The sequence below is a fragment of the Phenylobacterium sp. genome (assembly GCF_036677185.1).
GTDB lineage: Bacteria > Pseudomonadota > Alphaproteobacteria > Caulobacterales > Caulobacteraceae > Phenylobacterium.
Genome location: NZ_JAKFEN010000006.1, coordinates 79,186 through 101,089, shown reverse-complemented (window position 1 = coordinate 101,089; position 21,904 = coordinate 79,186). Strand labels below are relative to the sequence as shown.

Genomic DNA, 21,904 nt, shown 5'->3' with positions numbered 1-21,904 from the left:
GAACGGCTAGTGCGGGACGATGAGCAACATCGCCCCCGCCGTCGCCGAGGCTCCCGGCGTCATGCGCACCACCGGCTGGAGCGACTATGCCCTGCTGGACAGCGGCGACGGCCGCAAGCTGGAGCGTTACGGGCCGTATTCCGTGGTCCGCCCCGAACCGCAGGCTCTCTGGAGCCCGAAGCTGGCGCCGGAGGTCTGGGCGCGGGCCGACGCGGTGTTCGATCCCAGCGACGAGGAGGACGCCGGACGCTGGCGCTTCCAGGGCAAGCCCAAGGAAAGCTGGCCCATGGCCTGGGGCGAGGCCAGGTTCCAGGCCCGCTTCACCGCCTTCCGCCACCTGGCCTTCTTCCCCGAGCAGGCGGCCAACTGGGCCTGGTTGGACGAGAGGGTCCGCGCCGCAAAAGGCCAGCCCAAGGTGCTGAACCTGTTCGGCTATACGGGCGTGGCCAGCCTGGTCTGCGCCGCCGCCGGCGCGGCCGTCACCCATGTGGACGCCTCGAAGAAGGCCATCGGCTGGGCGCGGGAGAACGCCGCCCTCTCGGGGCTGGAGGACCGGCCGATCCGCTGGATTTGCGAGGACGCCCGCCGCTATGTGCAGCGCGAGGTGCGACGCGGGTCGCGCTATGAGGGGATCATCCTCGATCCGCCGAAATATGGCCGCGGGCCCGACGGCGAGGTATGGAAGCTGTTCGAGAATCTGCCTGAACTTTCGACCCTATGCGGCGAACTTCTTTCGGAAAACGCCTCCTTCCTGCTGCTCAACGCCTATGCCGAACGCATCTCCGGCGCGGCCCTAGCCGGGCTGTTGGCCGACAAGCTCGGCGACCGGGGCGGCAAGATCGAGTGGGGTGAACTCGCCCTGGTCCAGGACGGCGGTGAGCGCCAGGTGGGCATGAGTTTCTACGCCCGGTGGGCGGCGTGACCGGCCGCGCCGTCACCTCCCTGACCAACCCGACGGTCAAGGCCGTCCGCGCCTTGCACCTGCGCAAGGAACGCGATGCGACCGGCCTGTTCGTCGCCGAGGGCCTGAAGATCGTCACCGAGGCGGTGGAGCTGGGCCATGCGCCCCGCATCCTGATGTACGGCCAGGAGGCCCAAGGCCATTCCCTGCTGCGCCAGGCCATAGCCGCGACCCAGGCTGCGCGCGGCGAGGTCATCGAGGTCACCCAGGAGATCCTCGCCAAGGTCTCGCGGCGCGACAATCCCCAGGCGGTGGTGGGAGTCTTCGCCCAGGCCTTCACGGCGCTGGAGGACCTGAAGCCGGACGCGGCGCCCTGCTTCGTCGGCCTGCACCGGGTGCGAGACCCCGGCAATCTGGGGACCATCGTGCGCACCGCCGACGCGGCCGGCTGTGGCGCGGTGATCCTGGTGGGCGAGTGCTGCGACCCGTTCTCGGTGGAGGCCGTGCGCGCCACCATGGGCTCGATCTTCGCCGTGCCGATCGTCAAGGCCGCCGAGGCCGAGTTCGCCGGCTGGCGCGCGGCCTGGCCGGGCTCGGTGGTGGGCACCCTGCTCACCGCCGAGGTCGACCATCGCCAGGCAACCTACGCCAAGCCGGCCCTGGTGCTGATGGGCAACGAGCAGCAGGGCCTGACCCCGGACATGGCGGCTCTGTGCGACGTCAACGTCAAGATTCCCATGCGCGGCCGCGCCGACAGCCTGAACCTGGCGGTGGCCACCGGGATCATGATCTACGCGGCGACGTAGACGGCGGAACCCATATCTTTGGATCGTCATGGCCGGGCGTAAGTCCCGGCCATCCATGATCTCCGAGTCAGCGGATCAGTCTGAGAGCATCGCGCTCATGGGTCCCCGACACGCGCTGCGCGCGGTCGAGGATGACGAGCATGGGAGGGATGGCGACCTAGGTCCCGCGCGGCTTGGCGCGCGCCGTAGGCGCGGCGGTCGCCGGGTCTTCCGGCCAGACGTGCTTGGGATAACGGCCGCGCATGTCGGAGCGGACGTCCTTCCAGGACCCCTTCCAGAAGCCCGGCAGATCCTTGGTCATCTGCACCGGACGATGGCCGGGCGAAAGCAGGGACAGGGTGATCGGGACGCCGCCAACCGTCGGGTGGTCGTTGAGGCCGAACACCTCCTGCACGCGGACATCCACCCGCGGCCCGCCCTCGGCGGCGTAGTCGATGGCGAAACTGTTGCCGGTGGGCGCGGTCCAGCGGGTGGGCGCGGCGGCCTCCAGCCGGCGCTGCTGGTCCCAGGGGATCAGGGCGCGGATCGCGCCGTCCAGGGTATCGGGCTTCAGGGCTGCCAGCGCACGGACCCCGGTCAGCAGGGGCGTCAACCAGTCCTCCAGCCGCCCGACCAGCGCGGCGTCCGCCAGGTCGGGCCAGGCCTCGCCCTCCCGCGACCTCAGGAAGGCCGCGCGCCGGCGCAGGCCGATGGTCGCCTCGCTCCAGGGCAAGGCCGTGAGGCCCTCGGAGCGGACCCGGTCGGCCAGGGCCGCGGCGATCAGGGCCGGATCGGGCCGCTCGTCGATCTCCTCGCGGATCGCCAGCCGACCTAGTCGAACGATCCGCTTGGCGCGCAGACGCCCGCCGCCGCTCTCCTCCAACCGGGTTTCGGTCTCCAGCTGGCCGGCGAAGACCCTCGCCAGGTCGGCCTCGTCCAGCGGCGCGGCCAGCAGGATGCGGTCGCGCCGTTCGCCGCCGCCCAGCTCGGCCACCGCGAGCCATTTCTCACGGGCGAGCGCGTCGCTGGGCTCCACGAAGGCGCCGCGGCCGCTGACCAGCTGGAACTCGCCCGAACCGCCCCGCGCCTTGGCGATCCGCTCCGGATAGGCGAAGGCCAGCAGCAGGCCGTCGTCCAGCGGCGCCTCGCGCCCGGCCCTGCCCGCCAGCCCAGCCCAGCGGTCCGCCAGGGCCCGGGCGTCGCAGGCGCGAGGCGAACGGTCGCGTTCGAACCCTTCCAGCCGATGCCGCAGGTCGGCGTCGCGTCCGCCCAGGCCGCGCTCGGTGACCAGGGCGGCGATCCGCGCGGCGCGCGCGCCCTGCCCGCTGGCCTGGGCCTTGAGCACCATGTGGGCCAGGCGCGGCGCCAGGGGGAACTCGGCAAGCGCCTCGCCGTGGGCGGTCAGCACGCCGTCGTCGGTGAGGGCCTCCAGCCGCCGCAGCAGGCTTCGCGCCTCGGCGAAGGCCGCAGCCGGCGGTGGATCGAGGAAGGCCAGGCTGGCGGCGTCCTTGGCCCCCCAGCGGGCCAGGTCCAGGGCCAGGCCCGAGAGGTCGGCGTCGAGGATCTCCGGGTCGGCATAGGCCGGCAGGGCGCGGGTCTCGGCCTCGTCCCACAGGCGGTAGGCGACGCCGGGTTCGGTGCGTCCGGCCCGGCCCCGGCGCTGGTCGGCGGCGGCGCGACTGACGCGGACGGTCGCCAGGCGCGTCAGGCCGCTGGCCGGATCGAAGCGCGGAACCCGCGCGACGCCCGAATCGATCACCACCCGCACGCCCTGAATGGTCAGGCTGGTCTCGGCGATGGAGGTGGCCAGGACCACCTTGCGGACACCTGCCGGGGCCGGGGCGATGGCCGCGTCCTGCTCGGCGGGATCGAGGGCGCCATAGAGAGGTGCGATCCGCACGTCAGGCCGGCGCACTCGCTCGGCCAGCAGATCGGCAGCGCGGCGGATCTCCCCCTGGCCGGGCAGGAAGACCAGGACGCTGCCGGTCTCCTCGGCCAGGGCCCGCTCCACGGCGCGGACCACGCGGTCCTCGAGGCGCTGGCGCTCGTCACGGCCGAGATACCGGGTGTCCACCGGAAACGCCCGGCCAAGGCTCTCGATCACCGGCGCCTCGTCCAGCAGACGGCCCACGGCCGCGCCGTCCAGCGTGGCCGACATCACCAGGATGCGCAGGTCCTCGCGAAGCAGGCCCTGGGTGTCGCGCGCCAGCGCCAGGCCGAGGTCGGCGTCCAGGCTGCGCTCGTGGAACTCGTCGAAAATCACCGCCCCGACGCCGTCCAGGGTCGGATCGGCGAGGATCATCCGGCTGAACACGCCCTCGGTGACCACCTCGATCCGGGTCCGGGCCGAGACCTTCGACTGCATCCGCACGCGGTAGCCGACCGTATCGCCGACCCGCTCGCCCAGCGTCTGGGCCATGCGCTCGGCGGCGGCGCGGGCGGCCAGCCGGCGTGGCTCCAGCATCACGATCTTGCGGCCGGCCAGCCAGTCGGCGTCCAGCAGCCGCAGGGGAATGACGGTGGTCTTCCCAGCGCCTGGCGGCGCCACCAGCACGGCAGACGTGCGCTCGGAGAGCGCCGTTCGCAGCACGGGCAAAATTTCCTCGACCGGGAGCATGCTGCGGTCTAGCCGGGCCGCGTTCCCGCGCCAAGCGGCCGCTCATTCCCCGGGCGCCGGGTTTGGCGCAATCGCTCCACGTGCGTTGCCGCTTGACCGCACGGCGCCGAAGAGGCCACGTAACGCCAAATCACGACCGCGCGGCGGGGGCCGCCGGAACTCCTGGAGGAAATATGTGGCGAGTTAAATCGCTCGACGCGATTCTTGCGACTGCCGAGAAAAAGTCGCTGCACCGCTCGCTGGGGCCATTCCAGCTCACCATGCTGGGGATCGGCGCCATCATCGGCACCGGGATCTTCGTGCTCACCGCCGAGGCCGCCCAGAAGGCCGGACCCGGGATGATCGCGGCGTTCATCATCGCCGGCTTCGTCTGCGCGGTCGCCGCGCTCTGCTACTCGGAAATGTCGTCCATGGTCCCGGTCTCGGGGTCGGCCTACACCTACAGCTACGCCGTGATGGGCGAGATGATGGCCTGGATGGTCGGCTGGGCGCTGATCCTGGAATACGCGGTGGCCGCCGGCGCGGTCTCCGTGGGCTGGTCCGGCTATGTGGTCGGCCTGGTGGAAAACGCCTTCAGCATCGACATTCCGAACGCCCTGGTCCTGGGTCCGATGGACGGGGGGATCGTCAACCTGCCCGCCGCCCTCATCGCCCTGGTGGTCACCGCCCTGCTGGTGATCGGCACGAAGGAATCGGCGACGGTCAACGCCTTCCTAGTGGCCGTTAAGGTCACGGCGCTGTCGCTCTTCTGCGTCCTGGCCCTGCCTGTCATGAAGATGGAGAATTTCGACCCCTTCGCCCCGCTCGGCATGACCGGGATCTCGGCGGCGGCGGCCTCGATCTTCTTCGCCTATGTGGGCTTCGACGCGGTCTCGACCGCGGCCGAGGAGACGAAGAATCCACAGCGGAACATGCCCATCGGCCTGATCGGCTCGCTCGCCATCTGCACGATCTTCTACATCCTGGTCGCGGCCGGCGTTATCGGCACGGTCGGGGCTCAGCCGGTGATGGACGCCAGCGGCGCGGGCCTGCGTCCCGGCAGTCCGGAACTGACCGCGGCCTGCGCCTCGCTCGCCGAAAGCCATGTGGTCTGCTCCAAGGAGGCCCTGGCCTGGACCCTGCGCTCCATCGGTTGGCCGCAGATCGGCAACCTGCTGGGCCTGGCCGCCGGCCTCGCCCTGCCTTCGGTCATCCTGATGATGATGTTCGGTCAGACCCGGATCTTCTTCGTGATGAGCCGCGACGGCCTGCTCCCGGCCGTGTTCTCGAAGGTGCACCCCACCTTCCACACCCCGTACGTGATCACCATCATCACGGGCGTGTTCGTCTCGGCCTTCGCCGCCTTCTTCCCGGTGGGCGTGCTGGCCGACATTTCCAATTCCGGCACCCTGTTCGCCTTCGCCATGGTGGCGATCGCGGTGATGGTGCTGCGCAAGACCGACCCTGATCGCAAGCGGCCCTTCCGCACGCCTGCGGTGATGGTGGTGGCGCCCCTGGCCGCGGCCGGCTGCGTCTACCTGTTCTTCAGCCTGTCGACCGAGACCAAGCTTATGTTCGTGGGCTGGGCGGTGATCGGACTGGCGGTCTACTTCCTGTACAGCCGCAGCCGCAGCCATGTGGGCCGCGGCGTCGTGGACGTGCCGGAACTGGCGGTCGACGCGCCGCCTGGCCCGGTGCCGCCGATGCCAGGCGCGCCGTCTCCGACGGATCGCCAAGCCTGATACGGAGAGACCCGGGTTCGCCCGGGTCTTTTCATATGGCGGCGAAGGCCCGATGTTAGGGCCATGAGCACCGAACCGCCCATCCGCGCCCTGATCGCACCCGTCACGCCCCTGGCCCAGAACTGCACCATCGTCTGGTGCGCGAAGACGAGGAAGGCCGCGATCATCGATCCCGGCGGCGAGGTTCCCCGCCTGCTCGAGGCCCTGAAGGCGCACGACCTCACCCTCGAGAAGATCTGGATCACCCACGGCCATCTGGACCATGCCGGCGGCACGGCGGCGCTCAAGGAGATCACCGGCTGCCCCATCGAGGGACCGCATCCCGACGACGCCTTCTGGATCGACGATATCGGAACCTCCGGCGCGCGCTGGGGCATGCCGGACGCCAAGACCTTCACGCCGGACCGCTGGCTGGCCGATGGCGACATAGTGACGCTGGGGGAGACCCAGTTCGAGGTCTATCACTGCCCGGGCCACACCCCCGGCCACGTGGTCTTCTTCCACCGCGAGGCGCGTTTCGCCCAGGTGGGTGACGTCCTGTTCCAGGGTTCCATAGGCCGCACCGACTTTCCGCGCGGCAATCACCAGCAGCTCATTGACTCCATCACCGGCCGGCTGTGGCCGCTGGGCGACGATGTCGCCTTCGTGCCGGGCCACGGTCCGATGTCGACCTTCGGCGCCGAACGGCGCACCAATCCCTTCGTCGCCGACGAGGTGCTCGCCGAGGCATGATGCTTTCAAGCGTGAAATCCGGGCGTTACGGGAGGGCGTAAGGATGACGCGAATGGACACCTCGGCAGATCAGCTTCACCAGACCGCGCGCATCCTGATGGTCGATGACGACCCGGGCATCCGTGACGTTGTTTCCGACTTTCTCGGCAAGCACGGCTACGCCGTCGACACCGCGGGCGACGCACGCGAGATGGAACAGGCCCTGGAACGCGGCCCCGTCGACCTCATCGTGCTGGACGTCATGTTGCCCGGAGAGGACGGCCTGGCCATCTGCCGCCGCCTGGCGACGGGCGACGGCCCGCCGATCATCATGCTGTCGGCCATGGGCGGGGACACCGACCGCATCGTCGGCCTCGAACTGGGCGCTGACGACTATCTCTCCAAGCCCTGCAATCCGCGCGAACTGTTGGCCCGAGTGCGGGCGGTGCTGCGCCGCGCCGAGCAACGCGGCCAGTCCACGAGCGCCACCGCCGGCTGCGAGTTCGCCGGCTGGCGCCTCGACCTGATGCGGCGCGAACTTCGCTCGCCCCACGGCGTGGTGGTCAACCTGTCTTCCGGCGAATTCTCGCTACTCCGCACCTTCGTTGAGCGCCCTCAGCGGGTCCTGACCCGGGACCAGCTCCTGGAGTTCGCGCGCGGGCCGGATTCCGAAGCCTTTGACCGAGCCATCGACGTGCAGATCAGCCGCCTGCGGCGCAAGCTGGACGACGGCGGCGGTCAGGACCTGATCCGGACGATCCGCAACGAGGGCTACATGTTCACCGCCAAGGTGAAACGGGGATGAGACTTCCCTGGTCGGGACGGCCGACGGCCTCGCTGTTCGCCCAGCTCCTGGCCCTGATCGGCATCAGCCTGGTGGCCGCCCAGACCATCAGCCTGGTCATGCTGTTCAACCTGCCGCCACCCGCGCCGGACTTCTACCGGGTGAGCGAGATCGTCGCGGCGTTCCGGGGCGCCACGCCAACCTTCACCGAACGGCGCCCGCTGACCGTCAAGTTCGTCGACACCGCGCCCCAGCTGCCGATGGAGGGCCGCATGGCGCCGATCATCCGGCATCAGCTGGCCATGGCCCTCGGCGTCCCGGACGAGCGCGTGGTGGTCGCCTCGACCTCCCGCTTCCCGGTCTCGGACCGCCGGGTGTTCCGCATCGTCCGCGACCGCATGGCGCGTGAGGGCGGCGCCGCGGAACGCGAGGAACACTTCCTGATCGCGCCCTTCGACGTGGGGGTCCGCCAACCGGACGGCAGATGGATGATCGTGCGCCCTGAGCCCGCGATCGGGCTCGATCCCTGGCAGCAGAGGATCATCCTGTGGTTCCTGCTCTCGGGCCTGGCCATGGCGCCCGTGGCCTACGTCTTCGCGCGTCGGCTGTCGGCGCCCATCGGCCTGTTCGCCGACGCCGCCGAGCGGCTGGGGCGCGATCCCCGCGCCGCGCCGCTGTCGCTGAAGGGCCCCGCCGAGGTGGCCATCGCCGCGCGGGCCTTCAACGACATGCAGGAGCGCCTGCGCCGCTATGTGGAGGACCGCACGGCCATGGTCGGCGCCATCGCCCACGACCTGCGCACGCCGCTCACCCGCCTGCGGTTCCGCATCGAGAGCGCGCCGGAGGATAGCCGCGCCAAGATGGCCGCCGACATCGACCAGATGGAGGAGATGATCTCCGCGGCCCTGACCTTCGTGCGCGACGCCACCCGCGCCGGGGAGCGCACGCCCCTGGAGCTCTCCTCCCTGCTGGAGAGCGTCTGCGACGAGATGGCCGAGACCGGCGCCGACACCGAGGTCGAGCGCGGCGAAAAGGTGGTCCTTCACGGCGATCCGGTGGCCCTGCGCCGCATGTTCACCAACCTGCTCGACAATGCCGTGAAATACGGCGGCCGGGCCCGGGCGCGGGTCTTCGTCGACGCCGCCAGCGCCGTGGTCGAGATCGAGGACGACGGCCCCGGCATCCCCAACGAGGATCGCGAACGGGTCTTCGAACCCTTCTACCGCCGCGAACCCTCGCGCAGCCGCCAGACCGGCGGAATAGGGCTGGGCCTGGCTGTCGTGCGCTCCGTGGCCCGTGGTCATGGCGGAGACGTCTCCCTCGTCAACCGCGCAGGCGGCGGACTGACCGCCCGGGTCCAGCTGCCGCTCTAGGCTTTTGTTGCCACACCGACATTGCCGCGTAACGCCGGTTTGCTCTTGAGACGATGAGCCTGCGCAACGGCGCATCTGACGGTTGGCTGCGGTTCAGGTAGAGCAGGCTAAACCATTGGGCGAATTTCGGAGATTCCCGGTCGCATGAGCCCCTCCCCCACCCGTTCGGCCAGGCGCCTGCCTCGCGCCGCCTGGATCGTGCTCGCCGTCGTGGCCCTGTTGGCCGTGGGGCTGGTCGGCTGGCAGATGATGAAACCCAAGGCGCCGAAGGATCCCTACCGGACGGCGGCGGTGGAGACCGGCTCGATCACCAAGTCGGTCTCGGCCTCCGGAACGTTGGAAGCCCTTGTGACGGTGGACGTGGGGTCGCAGATCTCTGGTCAGATCACCCGGGTGATGGTCGACTTCAACGACGAGGTGAAGCGGGGCCAGGTGCTGGCCGTGCTCGATCCCCAGACCTATGAGAGCCGGGTCCAGCAAGGCCAGGCCGACGTGGTGGCCGGCCAGGCCGCCCTGCGCCAGGCCCAGGCGGGCCTGGCCTCGGCCCAGGCCGACTACAATCGCAAGAAGACGCTGGTGAGCCAGGGCATCTACGCCCCCTCGACCCTGGACGTCTCCCAGGCCGCCTTCCGCCAGGCCCAGGCCGGGGTGGACAGCGCCCGCGCCCGCATCGCCCAGAGCCAGGCGGCCCTGCGCAGCCAGCGGGTGGATCTGGGCCGCACCACCATCGTCGCCCCCATCGACGGGGTGATCGTCGACCGCCAGATCGAGCCCGGCCAGACCGTGGCCGCCAGCCTGCAGGCGCCGATCCTGTTCCGCATCGCTCAGGATCTGTCGAAGGTGGAGGTCAAGATCTCCGTCGACGAGGCCGATATCGGCCAGGTGCAGGAGGGCCAGTCGGTGAAGTTCACCGTCGACGCCTTCCCGGACGAGAACTTCACCGGGATCGTCACCCAGGTCCGCAAGCAGCCGGTCACCGAGCAGAACGTAGTGGCCTACATCGTCATGGCCGAGGCCGACAATCCGCGCGGCAACCTGCTGCCCGGCATGACCGCCAACGCCGACATCGTCATCCAGCAGAAGCCCAACGTCACGAAGGTCCCGGTCGCGGCCCTGCGCTGGACTCCGGCCAGCGAGAACGGCCAGACCGTGCGTGCGCCGGGCTTCGGCCCGCCCGGCATGGGCGGCCCCGGCGGCGGGGGCGGCGGCCAGCGCCAGCAAGGCGGCGGCGGACGCCAGGGCGGCGGCATGGGCGGCCAGCGCATCATCGCCCAGCTCGACCTCGACGCCGACCAGCAGAAGAAATGGGACGCCATCCAGGCCGAGCTGCGCGAGAAGTCGGCGGCGGCCTTCGCCGCGGCGGGCGGCGACCGCACCGCCGCCCGCGAGGCCATGCGCAAGAACATGACCGAGGCCTTCGGCAAGTTGGAACCCTCTCTGAAGCCCGGCCAGAAAACCAAGCTCGCGGCCCTGCGCGCCACCCTCGGCCAAGCCCGCGGCGACCGCTCGGGATTCACTGGCGGCGTGGTCTACGTGCTGCGCGACGACAAGCCGGTTCCGATCCCGGTGCGGGCGGGCGCCACCGATGGCTCGTTCACCGAGATCCGCGGCGCGCTCAAGGCCGGCGACCAGGTGATCATCGGCGGCGGACCGAAGGCCAAGATCAAGGCGCCCTCGCCCATGGGCGGCCCGACGGGCGGCGGTGGCGGCGTGCGGGTGCGGATGTGACGCCGTGATCGAGATCTCCGATCTCCGGAAGCTCTATGTGATGGGCGAGGAGGAAGTCGCCGCCCTGGCGGGCGTCACACTCTCCATCGGCCGCGGGGAGAACGTGGCGGTGATTGGGCCTTCGGGCTCGGGCAAGTCGTCGCTGATGAACATCCTGGGCGGCCTCGACCGTCCGTCCTCAGGCGTCTACCGCTTTGAGGGTGAGGAGGTGGGGGCGTTCAGCGACGACGAGTTGGCCGAGTTCCGCCGGCGGCGGATCGGCTTCGTGTTCCAGTCCTTCCAGCTGCTGCCGCGGCTGACCGCCCTACAGAACGTCGAACTGCCGATGATCTATGCGGGCCTGGCCCCGCGCGAGCGCCGAGACCGCGCCGCCGAGATGCTGGAGCGCGTCGGCCTGGGGCCGCGCATGGGCCACAAGCCGACCCAGCTCTCCGGCGGCCAGCAGCAGCGGGTGGCCATCGCCCGCGCCCTGGCCAATTCGCCCGACCTGCTGCTCGCCGACGAGCCCACCGGGGCGCTGGACACCCAGACCGGCCAGGAGGTGCTGGCCCTGTTCAAGCAGCTCAACGGGGAAGGCCTGACCCTGATCCTGGTCACGCACGATCACGACGTGGCGGCCTCCACCGATCGCCGCATCTCCTTCCGCGACGGTCTGGTGGTCTCAGACGAGCGAGGGGCCTGACCATGCGCTCCATCGAGCTTCTACGCTTCGCCACGGGCGCCATCATCGCCCACCCCATGCGCTCGGCCCTGACCTCGCTGGGCGTGGTGATCGGGGTGGCGGCGGTGGTGATGATGACCTCCATCGGCCTGGGCGCGCAGCAGAGGGTGACCTCGACCATCGCCGGGCTCGGCTCCAATCTGATCATCGTCTCGCCCGGCGCCTCCCGAGGCGGCGCCGGGGGCGGCGGAGGCGGCTTCGTGATGGGCGCCGCGGGTTCGGGCCAGTCCCTGAAGGACGCCGACGCCGAAGCCATCGCCAAGCAGGTCGAGAACGTCGCCGCCGTCGCCCCGGTGGTGCGCGGCCAGGCCCAGCTCACCGCCGACGGCGCCAATTGGAACAGCCGCATCGAGGGCGTAACCCCGGACTACCTGGTCGCCCGCGACCTCTCCATCGCCTCGGGCCGCATGTTCGACGAGCGCGAAGCGCGCCAGGGCCGCAAGGTGGTGGTGATCGGTCAGACCGTGGCGCGCGAGCTGTGGGGCGATCTCGACCCGGTCGGCCGCCGGGTGCGGGTGCGCAGCGTTCCCTTCGAGGTGATCGGGGTGCTGGAGTCCAAGGGCCAGTCCAGCTTCGGCCAGGACCAGGACGACGTCCTGCTGGGCCCGCTGGAGGCGGTGCGCTCTCGCATCGTCGGCCGCCGCGCCCGCGGCGACACCGTCCAGACCATCTATGTGAAGGCCGTCGACGCCGACAGCCTGGACCGGGTGCAGGAAGACGTCGTCAACCTGCTGCGCGAGCAGCATCGCATCCGCGCCGGCGACGATGATGATTTCCAGACTCAGAACATGGCCTCGATCCTCCAGGCGTCCCAGGCGGCCGTCGCCACCTTCACCATCCTGCTGGCCGCGGTGGCCGCGGTGTCGCTGGTGGTGGGTGGGGTCGGCATCATGAACATCATGTTGGTGGCCGTCACCGAGCGCACCCGGGAGATCGGCCTGCGCATGGCGGTGGGGGCGAAACGCTCGCAGGTTCTGATTCAATTCGCCCTCGAGGCGATCACGCTTTCGTTGGCTGGCGGCCTGATCGGCCTGCTGATCGGCGTGCTTGGGGCCATCGCCGTCGCCAAGCTGGGCTCCTGGCCGGTGGCGATTCCACCGTGGGCAGGCCCTATCGCGCTAGGGTTTTCCAGCCTCGTGGGCCTGGTGTTCGGAGCCTATCCATCCTGGCGCGCGGCGCGTCTCGACCCCATCGAGGCGCTACGGCGCGAATAGGTCGCAGGCGCCGATCGCACTTTCCTCGCAACCTCAGCCGCATCTGGCGAGTTTGCTTGACCGTAACGGAAGTCGCGGCGTCGCCGCATCCCCCAACGGTCGACGCATTAGAGGAGTCGCTCATGGACCTTGATCCGAACGCCAAGCCGAAATCCCGCCGAGGGTTCGCCGCCATGAATCCCGAACGCCGACGCGAGATCGCCCGCAAGGGCGGCGCCAGCGTCCCGGGTGAGAAACGAAGTTTCGCCAAGGACCGCGACCTCGCGGCTTCGGCGGGTCGCAAGGGCGGGGAATCGTCCCGTGGGGGCGGTCGCACCCGCGGAGAACGCCTGGAGAGCTAGGCTCTCAGTAGGACCACCGCGAAGCTCGGAGCGGGGCTTTCCCAGCGCCGCTCCAGCTTCCACCCCGCCTGTTCCGCCAGCTTCGCGAAGCCGTCCACGGTGAACTTGTAGGAGTTCTCCGTATGGATCGTCTCTCCGGTCTTGAAGCGGAACGTGGCCCCCGCCGCGCGGACGCTCTGGTCGCTCCGGCTCACCAGATGCATCTCCATCCGGCTTTCCTCCGCGTTCCACACCGCGCGGTGTTCGAAGGCCGAGAGATCGAAATCCCCTTCAAGCTCCCGATTGATCCGCGCCAGCAGGTTCAGGTTGAAGGCGGCCGTGACGCCCTGGGCGTCGTCATAGGCCGCCACCAGGGTCTCGGCGTCCTTGACCAGGTCGATCCCCACCAGGAAGCCGGCGCCCTCGCCCAGCAGATGTTTGGCGGCGCTCAGGAATACGACCACCTCCTGGGGCCGGAAGTTGCCGATGGTCGAACCCGGGAAGAAGCCGACCCGCGGTCGCTCGCCCACCTCGCCCGGCAGGTCCAGCGCGGTGGTGAAGTCGTCCACCAGGGGCGCGACCTCCAGGCCCGGATAGTCCCGACCGATGGCTTCAGCGGCGGCGTCCAGGGCCGAGCGGCTGATGTCGATGGGGACATAGACTCCGGTCCGCGGCGCCGCGTCGAGCAGGATGCGGGTCTTGGTGCTGGCGCCGCTGCCGAACTCCACCAGGGCCGCGCCGGCCGGAATGTGGGCGGCCATGGCCGGGGCCGTCTCGCGTAGCAGGGCGACCTCGGTGCGGGTCGGATAGTATTCCGGCAAGTCGGTGATCGCCTCGAACAGGGCCGAGCCCTCGGCGTCGTAGAAGTACTTTGCGGGCAACTCCTTACGACCCTGGGACAGACCGCGGCGCACGTCGGCGGCGAAGGCGCTGCCGTCGTCCTCGACCCGGACCACGGCGTCCCACGCCAGGCGCAGGCCTGAGAACATCCAGCGCTGCTGGGGCTGGAAGAAGTTGCGATAGCTGGCCCGGGTGTGGCCCTGCGGGGTCACGCAGCAACCGCCGCGCAGCACCATCTGGCCGATCATGAACTTGCCGTTGTATTCGCCCACCGCCCCATCGGCCGGATGGAACCCGGGATAGGGGCCATAGGCGCTCCGGGTCCATTCCCAGGTGTCGCCGAACATCTGGCGCAGGCCCGACACTCCGGCGGGCGTCGCGGCGGGGCCAAACTGGCCGCTGCCCAGGAAGTTGCCCCGCGCCGGCAGGTCGCGGGCGGCATGCTCCCACTCCGCCTCGGTGGGTAGGCGCGCCCCGGCCCAGGTGGCGTAGGCGTCGGCCTCGTAGAAGCTGATGTGGGTCACCGGGGCGTGCGGGGCGATGGCGCGCAGACCTTGCAGGGTCATGGCCCGCCAACCGGACGGCGCCTCCTGCCAATAGAGCGGCGCATTCCAGCCTTCGGCCTGCACCGTTGCCCAGCCTTCCGAGAGCCAGAGTTCGGGGCGCGCATAGCCACCGTCGGCCATGAAGGCCAGCCACTCGCTGTTGGTCACCAGCCGGTCGGCCAGGCGATAGGGCTGGAGATAGACCTTGTGGCGCGGCCCCTCGTTGTCGAAAGCGAAGTTCGCGCCCGAATGGCCAATCTCCACCAGCCCGCCGGCGAAGTCCACGGGCCGCGCGGGACCGGGATCGGCGCCCACCGGCAGGGCCGGCGCCGGGGCGTAGGCCGGTTTCAGCGGCGACTGGGAGAACAGGTGCAGGATGTCCATCAGGATCAGCTCCTGATGCTGTTCCTCATGGGCCAGGCCCAGGTCCAACAGGTCGGCGACACCGTAGGCGTCCTGGCGCAGCAGCCGGGCCATGCCGTCGTCCACATGGGCGCGATAGGCCTTGACCTCGTCCAGCGACGGGCGCGTCAGCAGTCCCCGCTGCGGCCGCGGCTGGCGGGGGCCGAGAGCCTCGTAATACGAATTGAACAGGTAGGCGAAACTGGGGTTGAACGGCCGATAGTCGGCCAGCCGTGGGATCAGCAGGAAGGTCTCGAAGAACCAGGTCGTGTGGGCCAGGTGCCACTTGGTCGGGCTGGCGTCGGGCATCGACTGGGCGAGTTGGTCTTCGGCCGACAGATGCGCGGTCATGGCCAGGCTGGCCTCGCGCACGCGCCGGTAGCGCGCGGCGGCCTCCGCCTGGGCGGCCCGGTGCAGGGCGGGTGCGGCGGCGGTCTCGTCGGATGGCGCCATGGGACTGCTCCTGTCACCGCGTTGAAGGGATGGCTTCGGCGGACCGGGTCCCCAAACGCCGCCACCCCCGGGGCGTTCCGGTAACGTGGGTACTCGCCGGCCATCCGCAAGGCGGAACACATGGAGTCCGAACGCGTTCACCTGCCACGAGAGGTCGGCCCCTGGCCGCGCTCGATGGCTCGGGGCGTGTCGAGGACATCATGAGCGGAGAGAGCGACTGGCGTAATGACGTCGTCGGCATGATTCCGGCGCTGCGAGCGTTCGCCTGGTCACTGAGCCACAACGGCTCCGACGCCGACGATCTGGTCCAGGACACCCTGATCAAGGCCTGGACCAACCGCGAAAAGTTCGAGCCCGGCACCAACCTACGGGCCTGGCTATTCACGATCCTCCGCAACACCTACTACACCCAGGTGATCCGTCGCCGCCGCGAGGTGCGCGACGAGACCGGAGAATATGCCGGCGCCTTGCGCAGCCCGCCGACCCAGGACTGGAGCGTGGCCATGCACGCCCTGCAGGACGCCCTGGCCCAGCTGCCCCCCGAACATCGCGAGGCCCTGGTGCTGGTGGGCGCCGCGGGCCTCTCCTATGAGGAGGCCGCCGAGATCTGCGGCTGCGCGCTCGGCACCATCAAGAGCCGGGTCAATCGCGCCCGCGCCCGGCTTCTCAAGATCATGGACGCCGAGGACGCCACCGACGTCATGGCCCTGGAACATACGGCCAGCGCCAACCGCGCCTAGCCGGGGCGCTTCCGGCCGCTAGTATGCCGCCGACTCGCAGCCCCCGACCGGATATTCCATGCGCCGAACCTGCCTCTCCGCCGTCCTCGCCCTCCTGATCGCCGGTCCCGCCCTCGCCGCCCCCAAGGACGACGTGACGAGGATCGTGGGCAGCGCGGCCTTCAAGGCGGCGGCGGCGACCCTGGACGCCGAGCATGACCGCACGGTCGGCGACATCGTCACCCTGACCGAGATCCCCGCCCCGCCGTTCAAGGAGGCCGAGCGGGCCCAGGCCTATCGCGCCATGTTCGAAGCCCATGGCCTGAAGGACGTGGAGATCGACCCCGAGGGCAATGTCATGGGCCTGCGCAAGGGGACCAAGTCCGGGCCGGTGGTGGTGGTCTCCGCCCACCTGGACACCGTCTTCCCGGAAGGCACGAACGTGAAGGTCCGCCGCGAGGGAACCAAGCTCTACGCCCCGGGGGTCGCCGACGATTCCCGCAGTCTGGCCGTGCTGCTGGCCTGGATCCGGGCCCTGGACGCCGCCAAGATCAAGACCCGCAGCGACATCCTGTTCGTCGGCACGGTGGGCGAGGAAGGCGCGGGCGACCTGCGCGGGGTCCGCTATTTCTTCGGCCAGGGGAAGTACAAGGACAGGACCAAGGCCTTCTTCTCGGTCGACGGCATCGACCCCGCCCACATCACGCGCGTCGGCGTCGGCTCGAAGCGCTACCGGGTGACCTTCAAAGGTCCGGGCGGGCACAGCTACGGCGCCTTCGGGATCGTCAATCCGATGGCGGCCATGGGCAAGGCGATCGCCGACCTCTACGCGATCCAGCCGCCCGTCGAGCCGAAGGTGACCTATTCGGCCTCAGTCATCGGCGGCGGAACCTCGGTCAACGCCATCCCCGACAAGGTGTTCACGGAGTTCGACATGCGCTCGGCCGACGCCGCCGAGCTCGCCAAGCTGGAGGCCCAGTTCAAGACGGTGATCGAGAACGCGGTCACCGCGGAGAACGCGGCCCGCTCCACCCGCGTCGGCGCGGTCAGCGCCGAGCTGACCCCGATCGGCGACCGGCCTGCCGGCAATACGCCCCAGGACGCCGCCATCGTGGCCAACACGATCGCCGCCATAACCGCCCTCGGCTACATCCCGAGCTTCGAGGCCTCGTCCACCGACGCCAACGCACCAATGGCCAAGGGCGTCCCGGCCATCACTATCGGCTCGGGCGGAACCGGCGGTCGCGCCCACTCCACCGACGAATGGATCGATGTGGAGAAGGGCCCCAGCGTGCGCGGCATGACCGTCGGCCTGGCCGCGGTCCTGGCGACGGCGGGCGTCGACTAACGCCTAGGGTCAGTTTGAACTCCTCCTCTCCCCCCGAAAGACGGGTGGAGAGGAGCGAGTGTGCCGGCGGTCCCCAACGCCCTCAGTTCTCCGGATAGATCACCGGCAGCACCAGGGCCGAGGGGTGGGCGGCGTCGTGATAGACGCTGTTGAGGGCCACCCGGGGCTTCAGCTTCCGGCCGCCAGCCGCTTCGCCGGTGTTGGGGTTCACCTCGAAGCGCGGACTGTTCGACGAGGTGATGTGCAGGGCGATGCGATGGCCCTTCTCGAAGGTGATCGCCGTGCCCCACAGGTCGATGACCAACTCTTCCGGAGCGTTGGGCGTCATCGGCTTGACGTCGTCGGCCATGCGGCCGTTGCGGAACCGTGCGCGGACCGGGGCGTCCAGCACGATGGCCTCGTAGCCGTCAGGATAGACGTCGACCAGCTTGGCCATGAAGTCGGTGTCGGGGCCGTCGGTGGCGGCGTTGAGCTCGACCTTCACGGGGCCGGCGATCACCACGTCCTTGTCCAACGCCGGGGTCTGGAAGCGCAGATAGTCCTGCCGCGTCGGGATCGCCCGCTGGTCCATTGGGCCCCGGTCGAAGGTCAGGTTCGCGCCGCCCACGGTCTCCACGGGCTTGGCGGGATCGAAGCGGTAGGTGGTCTTCGAGTCCTCCGCCGTTGGCGGCGCGGTGCTTAGGCCCTTGTCGGGCGTGAGGAAGTAGCGGACCTCGCGGTGGGCCGGCGGCCAGTTGGCCGAAGTCATGATCCGGCTCTTGGGCGAAGAGGCGCCCTTCCGCGCCGAAGCCATCATGAAATAGCTGACCGGCGGCTCGTCCATGATGCCGTTCGGGGCGCCCTTCAGCCAGTGGTCGAACCAACGGATCTCCTGGTCGCCGGCGGCCTTGAGCGCCTGCTCGTAGCCCGGATAGGCCAGGTCGCCCGAAAGTTCCCCGTGGCCGAAGGGGCCCATCAGCACCTTCTGATTGCCGCGCGCGCCCTTTGCGCCGTGGTTCTGCAGCCAGGCGAAGTTGCCCGTCGCCCCTTCTTGGAAGATGTCGTACCAGCCGCCGACATTGTAGATCGGGATGCGGATGTACTTGCGGTTGGCGCTCATCGATCCGTGGTTCCAGAACACGTCGTCACCGATCCGGGCGCGGCTCGCCTCGATGACCTTGTCGTCGACGCCCTGCTCCTTCAGCCAGCCGCTGGTGTCCTTCTCCTTCGGGACCCCGCCCGGCGCGCGGTACTCGCCGAGGTCGCTCGGAGCGACCACGACGTAGGCGGCCTTCAGGGCCGGGTGGGCCGCCATGGCGGCGGCGTTCCCCGTGATGCCCAGGGCCGAGCCGCCGGTGATCCCGACCTTACCGTTGCTCCAGGGCCGACCCGCGATCCAGTCGAGGGTGTCGTAGCCGTCCTCGATGTCGTTCTCGAACGCCAGGTAGGCGCCCTCCGAGCGTCCCTTGCCGCGTGCGTCCTGGACCACGAACACATAGCCGGCGTCGGTGTAGCGCTTGGCCTGGGCGGCCAGGCGCCCGGGCGCTTCCGGTTTGTCCGCCGGGCCGTCCTTCAGATAGGGCGTGCGTGAGACGATCACCGGCCAGGGGCCCTTCCCCGCCGGCTTGAACACATTGGCCGCCAGCTTGACGCCGTCGCGCATGGCGGCGAACTCCTCCACCCCACCCGGAACCACCGAGGGGCCGGACTGGGCGTATGCCGGACCAACCGCGAGCGCGAAGGCGAGCGCCGAGGCGGCGGCGAAGGACTTGAACATCGATGTTTCCCCGGGGCGGCTGTTGGTCGCCGCCTGAAATGGCCTTGGCTTCGAAATGGGCGGCGCGAAGCCGCGCCCGCATCTAACCACAAGCACGCGACAGAAAAGAACCCCGCCGGCCGGGGCCGACGGGGCAAAGTGTTCCGGGGAGGAAGGTCGGCGTCTAGGCGGCCAGGCGCTGCGAGCGGCGCAGGCCCATGAACTGCAGTTCGGCGAAGGCGGCGACCGCCAAGGCCTGGCCGACCACGAAGGCGTAGCCGAGGGGCGTCGGTTGCGCCCAACCGAGCGCCAGCAGCATCAGGCTCTCGATCGCCCAGATGGCGTTGCCGACGATCACCAGCCAGACCACCGCGCCGGGCAGGCTGGCGCGCACGCCCAGGAAGCCGACGAAGGCCGCGTAGGCGATCAGGAAGTATCCGGCCGGCTCGGTCAGGGCGGCCTGCAGGCCGGTGAGGCTCTCGAGGGTCGCTCCGCCGAAAGCGAGCAGGACGCCCGTGGCGCCGCTGGCGAACGCGTCGGCGGCGAAGGCGCGGCGAAGGAACTGGGACGAGGCGATCATGGGTGGCTCCCTTGGCTTGGCCCAGGGTCGTCCCAGGCGTGAGCCGAAAATGCCGATCCCCCCGCCCAGGGTCGATTACGCCTCAGGTAATGGGCGCCATGTCGTCGGCCATCCGGCGGCCGGCGGCGTGGAAGCCGCGGGCCGACCATGCTAAATTCGGCCCGTTCCAAAACGAGGGAGGCACGCATGTCCTTGCGTATCAGCGATCTCGCCCCGGACTTCCAAGCCGACACCACCGAAGGCCGGATCAGCTTCCACGACTGGCTCGGAGACTCCTGGTGCATCCTGTTCTCGCACCCGAAGGACTTCACGCCGGTCTGCACGACCGAACTTGGCTATCTGGCCAAGCTCAAGCCGGAATTCGACAAACGAAACTGCAAGGTTATCGGCCTGTCGGTCGATCCCGTCAGCGACCACGAACGCTGGCTCGGCGATATCGCCGAAGCCACCGGCTACAGCGTCAACTATCCGATCATCGGCGACAGTGATCTCGCCGTGGCCAAGCTCTACGACATGTTGCCGGCCGACGCCGGAGCCACCGCCCAGGGTCGGACGGCGGCCAACAATCAGACCGTGCGTTGCGTCTACATCATCGGCCCCGACAAGCTGATCAAGGCGATGCTGGTCTATCCGATGAGTTCAGGCCGCAACTTCGACGAGGTGCTCCGGCTGCTGGATTCCTGCCAGCTCACCGCCCGGCACAAGGTCGCCACCCCCGCCAACTGGAAGCGCGGCGAGGACGTGATCATCGTGCCGTCGGTCAGCGACGATGAGGCGCGCGAGCGCTTCCCCGGCGGCTGGACGGCGGTGAAGCCCTATATCCGCGTCGTTCCGCAGCCCGGCGCTTGACGCACGCCCACGACCGGACGCACCGTTCCGGGATCTCGGGAGGTGCGCCATGGTCTTCGAGACGATCCAGGTCGGTGGCTGCCGGTCCTATCTGATCGGCTGCGCCGACACCTGCGCCGCGGTCCTGATCGATCCTGAGATCAGCCAGATCGATCGCTATCGCGGCCTCGCCGCGCGCGACGGCCTAGTGATCCACTATGTCGTCGACACCCATACCCACGCCGATCACTTCTCGGGCGCGCGGGAGATCGCCGGGGCGCTCGGGGCCAAGGTCGTCATGAATCGCGACAGCCCCGCGCCCTATGTCGACATGCGGCTGGACGACGGCGACATGCTGCTGATCGGGCATATGCGCCTCCAGGCCATGCACACCCCCGGTCACACGGCCGACTCCATGACCCTGCTGGCGGAGGACCGCATCTTCACCGGCGACACCCTACTGATCGGCGGGACCGGGCGCACCGACCTGCCGACCGGCGACCCGGAAGCGCTCTACGACAGCCTGTTCAACAAGATCCTGAAACTGGATCCGGCGCTCGGCGTCTATCCGGCCCACGAGTACAAGGGGCGCGAGAGCACGACGATCGGTCGGGAGATCGTCGACAATCCACGCCTGCAGAAGCGTGATCGCACCGAGTTCGTCGCGATGATGCGCGAACTGAACCTCTCGGCCCCCACCCACCTCACCGAGGCCCTGCGGGTGAACATGAGCGGCAAGAAGTCGGTGGCCCAACTCCTGGCCGAGGCCTCCTCAGCAGTGCCCTTCGTCGGCCTGGGCGAGCTGTCGCAGCGTCTTGAACGGCGCGAGAATGACCTGATCGTGCTGGACGTGCGCGAGCGGGACGCCTTCGAGGTAGGCCACATACCCGGCGCGCGCTGGCTGCCGAGAGGTCAACTGGAGCTACGGGTCAACGAGACCTTCCCCGACCCGACGGTGCGCATCCTGACCTATTGCGAGTTCGGCAAGATCTCCACCCTGGCGGCGGCGACGCTGCAGTCGCTCGGCTTCACCCGCGCCGTGGCCCTGGACGGCGGCATGACGGCCTGGCGAGAGGGCGGCTATCCGGTCGAAACCTAGCCCCGATGGGGCTGGCGGCCTGATCCGCGAGCAACTGGATTATCGGGGTTGAAGGTTCACCAAAGTCGCTTCCTTGCGAACGCATGGCCTGACCCAGATTTGAGATAACGTTCGAAGGCTTCGGCTTTTGGGCGATCGCTAAACGCGACATAGGTCGCTATTCGCCATGGCGCGAACTTCGAGGTGTGCTTCGACTTGCCGGCGTTGTGTTCGCGAAGCCGTTGGCGCAGGTCGTTTGTGACGCCGACGTAGCGCTCACCCGCGTAATCGATACTTTCGAGCAGGTAGACGTAGTGCAGGTGACGCCCTCCTTCGCTGAAGCTTCGAAGGGCATCCTGCTTCGCATTGGCTGCAGATCCAATCCTGCGAAGCGCATAGCGCGAAGCAGGATGGCGGTGACGCAGGGATTCGAACCCTGGATACGCTTTCACGTATGACGATTTAGCAAACCGTTGCCTTCAGCCACTCGGCCACGTCACC

19 protein-coding genes and 1 tRNA gene are annotated in these 21,904 nt (G+C 69.3%); 14 read left to right on the top strand and 6 right to left on the bottom strand.

The window, feature by feature from the left end:
• Positions 1-28: 28 nt before the first annotated feature.
• A complete protein-coding gene (locus V6M51_RS00725) occupies positions 29-922 on the top strand; it encodes a class I SAM-dependent methyltransferase (protein WP_332763826.1) in 894 nt (297 codons plus the stop codon).
• Positions 919-1,707 (top strand): TrmH family RNA methyltransferase, encoded by a 789-nt coding sequence (locus V6M51_RS00720; RefSeq protein WP_332763762.1) that lies wholly within the window; start codon positions 919-921, stop codon positions 1,705-1,707. Before V6M51_RS00725 ends, V6M51_RS00720 begins: the two co-directional genes overlap by 4 nt.
• Positions 1,708-1,864: 157 nt before the next feature.
• Here the strand turns inward: V6M51_RS00720 and hrpB are convergent, their stop codons facing one another.
• A complete protein-coding gene (gene hrpB, locus V6M51_RS00715) occupies positions 1,865-4,303 on the bottom strand; it encodes an ATP-dependent helicase HrpB (protein ID WP_332763760.1) in 2,439 nt (812 codons plus the stop codon).
• 173 nt (positions 4,304-4,476) lie between these two features.
• Here hrpB and V6M51_RS00710 point away from each other — a divergent pair, with 173 nt between their 5' ends.
• The 8 genes from V6M51_RS00710 (at position 4,477) to V6M51_RS00675 (ending at position 12,896) form a co-directional block, all read left to right on the top strand.
• Positions 4,477-6,024 carry an amino acid permease gene (locus tag V6M51_RS00710; RefSeq protein WP_332763758.1) on the top strand — a complete coding sequence of 516 codons (1,548 nt, stop codon included), beginning with the start codon at positions 4,477-4,479 and terminating at the stop codon, positions 6,022-6,024.
• Between the two features lie 63 nt (positions 6,025-6,087).
• On the top strand, positions 6,088-6,756 hold the full coding sequence (locus tag V6M51_RS00705) for an MBL fold metallo-hydrolase (protein ID WP_332763757.1): 669 nt from the start codon (positions 6,088-6,090) through the stop codon (positions 6,754-6,756).
• 52 nt (positions 6,757-6,808) lie between these two features.
• Positions 6,809-7,540, top strand: coding sequence for a response regulator (locus V6M51_RS00700; protein ID WP_332763756.1), 732 nt, complete (start codon positions 6,809-6,811; stop codon positions 7,538-7,540).
• Entirely contained in the window at positions 7,537-8,892 is a 1,356-nt protein-coding gene (locus tag V6M51_RS00695) for a sensor histidine kinase (protein WP_332763754.1), read from the top strand. Before V6M51_RS00700 ends, V6M51_RS00695 begins: the two co-directional genes overlap by 4 nt.
• Before the next feature lie 144 nt (positions 8,893-9,036).
• Positions 9,037-10,620, top strand: coding sequence for an efflux RND transporter periplasmic adaptor subunit (locus V6M51_RS00690; protein WP_332763752.1), 1,584 nt, complete (start codon positions 9,037-9,039; stop codon positions 10,618-10,620).
• A gap of 4 nt (positions 10,621-10,624) precedes the next feature.
• Positions 10,625-11,302 carry an ABC transporter ATP-binding protein gene (locus V6M51_RS00685; protein WP_332763750.1) on the top strand — a complete coding sequence of 226 codons (678 nt, stop codon included), beginning with the start codon at positions 10,625-10,627 and terminating at the stop codon, positions 11,300-11,302.
• A gap of 2 nt (positions 11,303-11,304) precedes the next feature.
• A complete protein-coding gene (locus V6M51_RS00680) occupies positions 11,305-12,555 on the top strand; it encodes an ABC transporter permease (protein WP_332763749.1) in 1,251 nt (416 codons plus the stop codon).
• Between the two features lie 122 nt (positions 12,556-12,677).
• Entirely contained in the window at positions 12,678-12,896 is a 219-nt protein-coding gene (locus V6M51_RS00675; RefSeq protein ID WP_056734746.1) for a general stress protein, read from the top strand.
• Here V6M51_RS00675 and egtB read toward each other — a convergent pair.
• Complete coding sequence (gene egtB, locus V6M51_RS00670) at positions 12,893-15,115, bottom strand: ergothioneine biosynthesis protein EgtB (RefSeq protein ID WP_332763744.1); 2,223 nt, start codon at positions 15,113-15,115, stop codon at positions 12,893-12,895. The two genes, V6M51_RS00675 and egtB, sit on opposite strands and share 4 nt — an antisense overlap.
• A gap of 200 nt (positions 15,116-15,315) precedes the next feature.
• Here egtB and V6M51_RS00665 point away from each other — a divergent pair, with 200 nt between their 5' ends.
• Together V6M51_RS00665 and V6M51_RS00660 are read left to right on the top strand one after the other, a co-directional pair.
• Entirely contained in the window at positions 15,316-15,855 is a 540-nt protein-coding gene (locus tag V6M51_RS00665) for a sigma-70 family RNA polymerase sigma factor (RefSeq protein WP_332763742.1), read from the top strand.
• 58 nt (positions 15,856-15,913) lie between these two features.
• Positions 15,914-17,182 carry a M20/M25/M40 family metallo-hydrolase gene (locus V6M51_RS00660; protein ID WP_332763740.1) on the top strand — a complete coding sequence of 423 codons (1,269 nt, stop codon included), beginning with the start codon at positions 15,914-15,916 and terminating at the stop codon, positions 17,180-17,182.
• A gap of 82 nt (positions 17,183-17,264) precedes the next feature.
• On the opposite strand, the gene V6M51_RS00655 is transcribed toward V6M51_RS00660, so the two are convergent.
• Positions 17,265-18,938: a CocE/NonD family hydrolase gene (locus V6M51_RS00655; protein ID WP_332763738.1), complete on the bottom strand. Its 1,674-nt coding sequence runs from the start codon at positions 18,936-18,938 to the stop codon at positions 17,265-17,267.
• Positions 18,939-19,101: 163 nt separating this feature from the next.
• Positions 19,102-19,497: a hypothetical protein gene (locus tag V6M51_RS00650; RefSeq protein ID WP_332763736.1), complete on the bottom strand. Its 396-nt coding sequence runs from the start codon at positions 19,495-19,497 to the stop codon at positions 19,102-19,104.
• A 186-nt stretch (positions 19,498-19,683) separates the two neighbouring features.
• Here V6M51_RS00650 and V6M51_RS00645 point away from each other — a divergent pair, with 186 nt between their 5' ends.
• Positions 19,684-20,346 (top strand): peroxiredoxin, encoded by a 663-nt coding sequence (locus V6M51_RS00645; RefSeq protein WP_332763734.1) that lies wholly within the window; start codon positions 19,684-19,686, stop codon positions 20,344-20,346.
• A gap of 49 nt (positions 20,347-20,395) precedes the next feature.
• Positions 20,396-21,424: an MBL fold metallo-hydrolase gene (locus V6M51_RS00640; RefSeq protein WP_332763732.1), complete on the top strand. Its 1,029-nt coding sequence runs from the start codon at positions 20,396-20,398 to the stop codon at positions 21,422-21,424.
• A 56-nt stretch (positions 21,425-21,480) separates the two neighbouring features.
• On the opposite strand, the gene V6M51_RS00635 is transcribed toward V6M51_RS00640, so the two are convergent.
• Both V6M51_RS00635 and V6M51_RS00630 read right to left on the bottom strand, forming a co-directional pair.
• Complete coding sequence (locus tag V6M51_RS00635) at positions 21,481-21,855, bottom strand: GIY-YIG nuclease family protein (RefSeq protein WP_332763730.1); 375 nt, start codon at positions 21,853-21,855, stop codon at positions 21,481-21,483.
• A tRNA-Ser gene (locus V6M51_RS00630) sits at positions 21,815-21,904 on the bottom strand. The genes V6M51_RS00635 and V6M51_RS00630 overlap by 41 nt, the downstream gene beginning before the upstream one ends.

What these genes read in the sequence shown, in the direction of transcription:
- hrpB (WP_332763760.1), bottom strand. Translation starts at nt 4,303, where the DNA reads ATGCTCCCGGTCGAGGAAATTTTGCCCGTGCTGCGAACGGCGCTCTCC.
- V6M51_RS00710 (WP_332763758.1), top strand. Translation starts at nt 4,477, where the DNA reads ATGTGGCGAGTTAAATCGCTCGACGCGATTCTTGCGACTGCCGAGAAA.
- V6M51_RS00705 (WP_332763757.1), top strand. Translation starts at nt 6,088, where the DNA reads ATGAGCACCGAACCGCCCATCCGCGCCCTGATCGCACCCGTCACGCCC.
- V6M51_RS00700 (WP_332763756.1), top strand. Translation starts at nt 6,809, where the DNA reads ATGGACACCTCGGCAGATCAGCTTCACCAGACCGCGCGCATCCTGATG.
- V6M51_RS00695 (WP_332763754.1), top strand. Translation starts at nt 7,537, where the DNA reads ATGAGACTTCCCTGGTCGGGACGGCCGACGGCCTCGCTGTTCGCCCAG.
- V6M51_RS00690 (WP_332763752.1), top strand. Translation starts at nt 9,037, where the DNA reads ATGAGCCCCTCCCCCACCCGTTCGGCCAGGCGCCTGCCTCGCGCCGCC.
- V6M51_RS00680 (WP_332763749.1), top strand. Translation starts at nt 11,305, where the DNA reads ATGCGCTCCATCGAGCTTCTACGCTTCGCCACGGGCGCCATCATCGCC.
- V6M51_RS00675 (WP_056734746.1), top strand. Translation starts at nt 12,678, where the DNA reads ATGGACCTTGATCCGAACGCCAAGCCGAAATCCCGCCGAGGGTTCGCC.
- egtB (WP_332763744.1), bottom strand. Translation starts at nt 15,115, where the DNA reads ATGGCGCCATCCGACGAGACCGCCGCCGCACCCGCCCTGCACCGGGCC.
- V6M51_RS00665 (WP_332763742.1), top strand. Translation starts at nt 15,316, where the DNA reads ATGAGCGGAGAGAGCGACTGGCGTAATGACGTCGTCGGCATGATTCCG.
- V6M51_RS00660 (WP_332763740.1), top strand. Translation starts at nt 15,914, where the DNA reads ATGCGCCGAACCTGCCTCTCCGCCGTCCTCGCCCTCCTGATCGCCGGT.
- V6M51_RS00655 (WP_332763738.1), bottom strand. Translation starts at nt 18,938, where the DNA reads ATGTTCAAGTCCTTCGCCGCCGCCTCGGCGCTCGCCTTCGCGCTCGCG.
- V6M51_RS00650 (WP_332763736.1), bottom strand. Translation starts at nt 19,497, where the DNA reads ATGATCGCCTCGTCCCAGTTCCTTCGCCGCGCCTTCGCCGCCGACGCG.
- V6M51_RS00645 (WP_332763734.1), top strand. Translation starts at nt 19,684, where the DNA reads ATGTCCTTGCGTATCAGCGATCTCGCCCCGGACTTCCAAGCCGACACC.
- V6M51_RS00640 (WP_332763732.1), top strand. Translation starts at nt 20,396, where the DNA reads ATGGTCTTCGAGACGATCCAGGTCGGTGGCTGCCGGTCCTATCTGATC.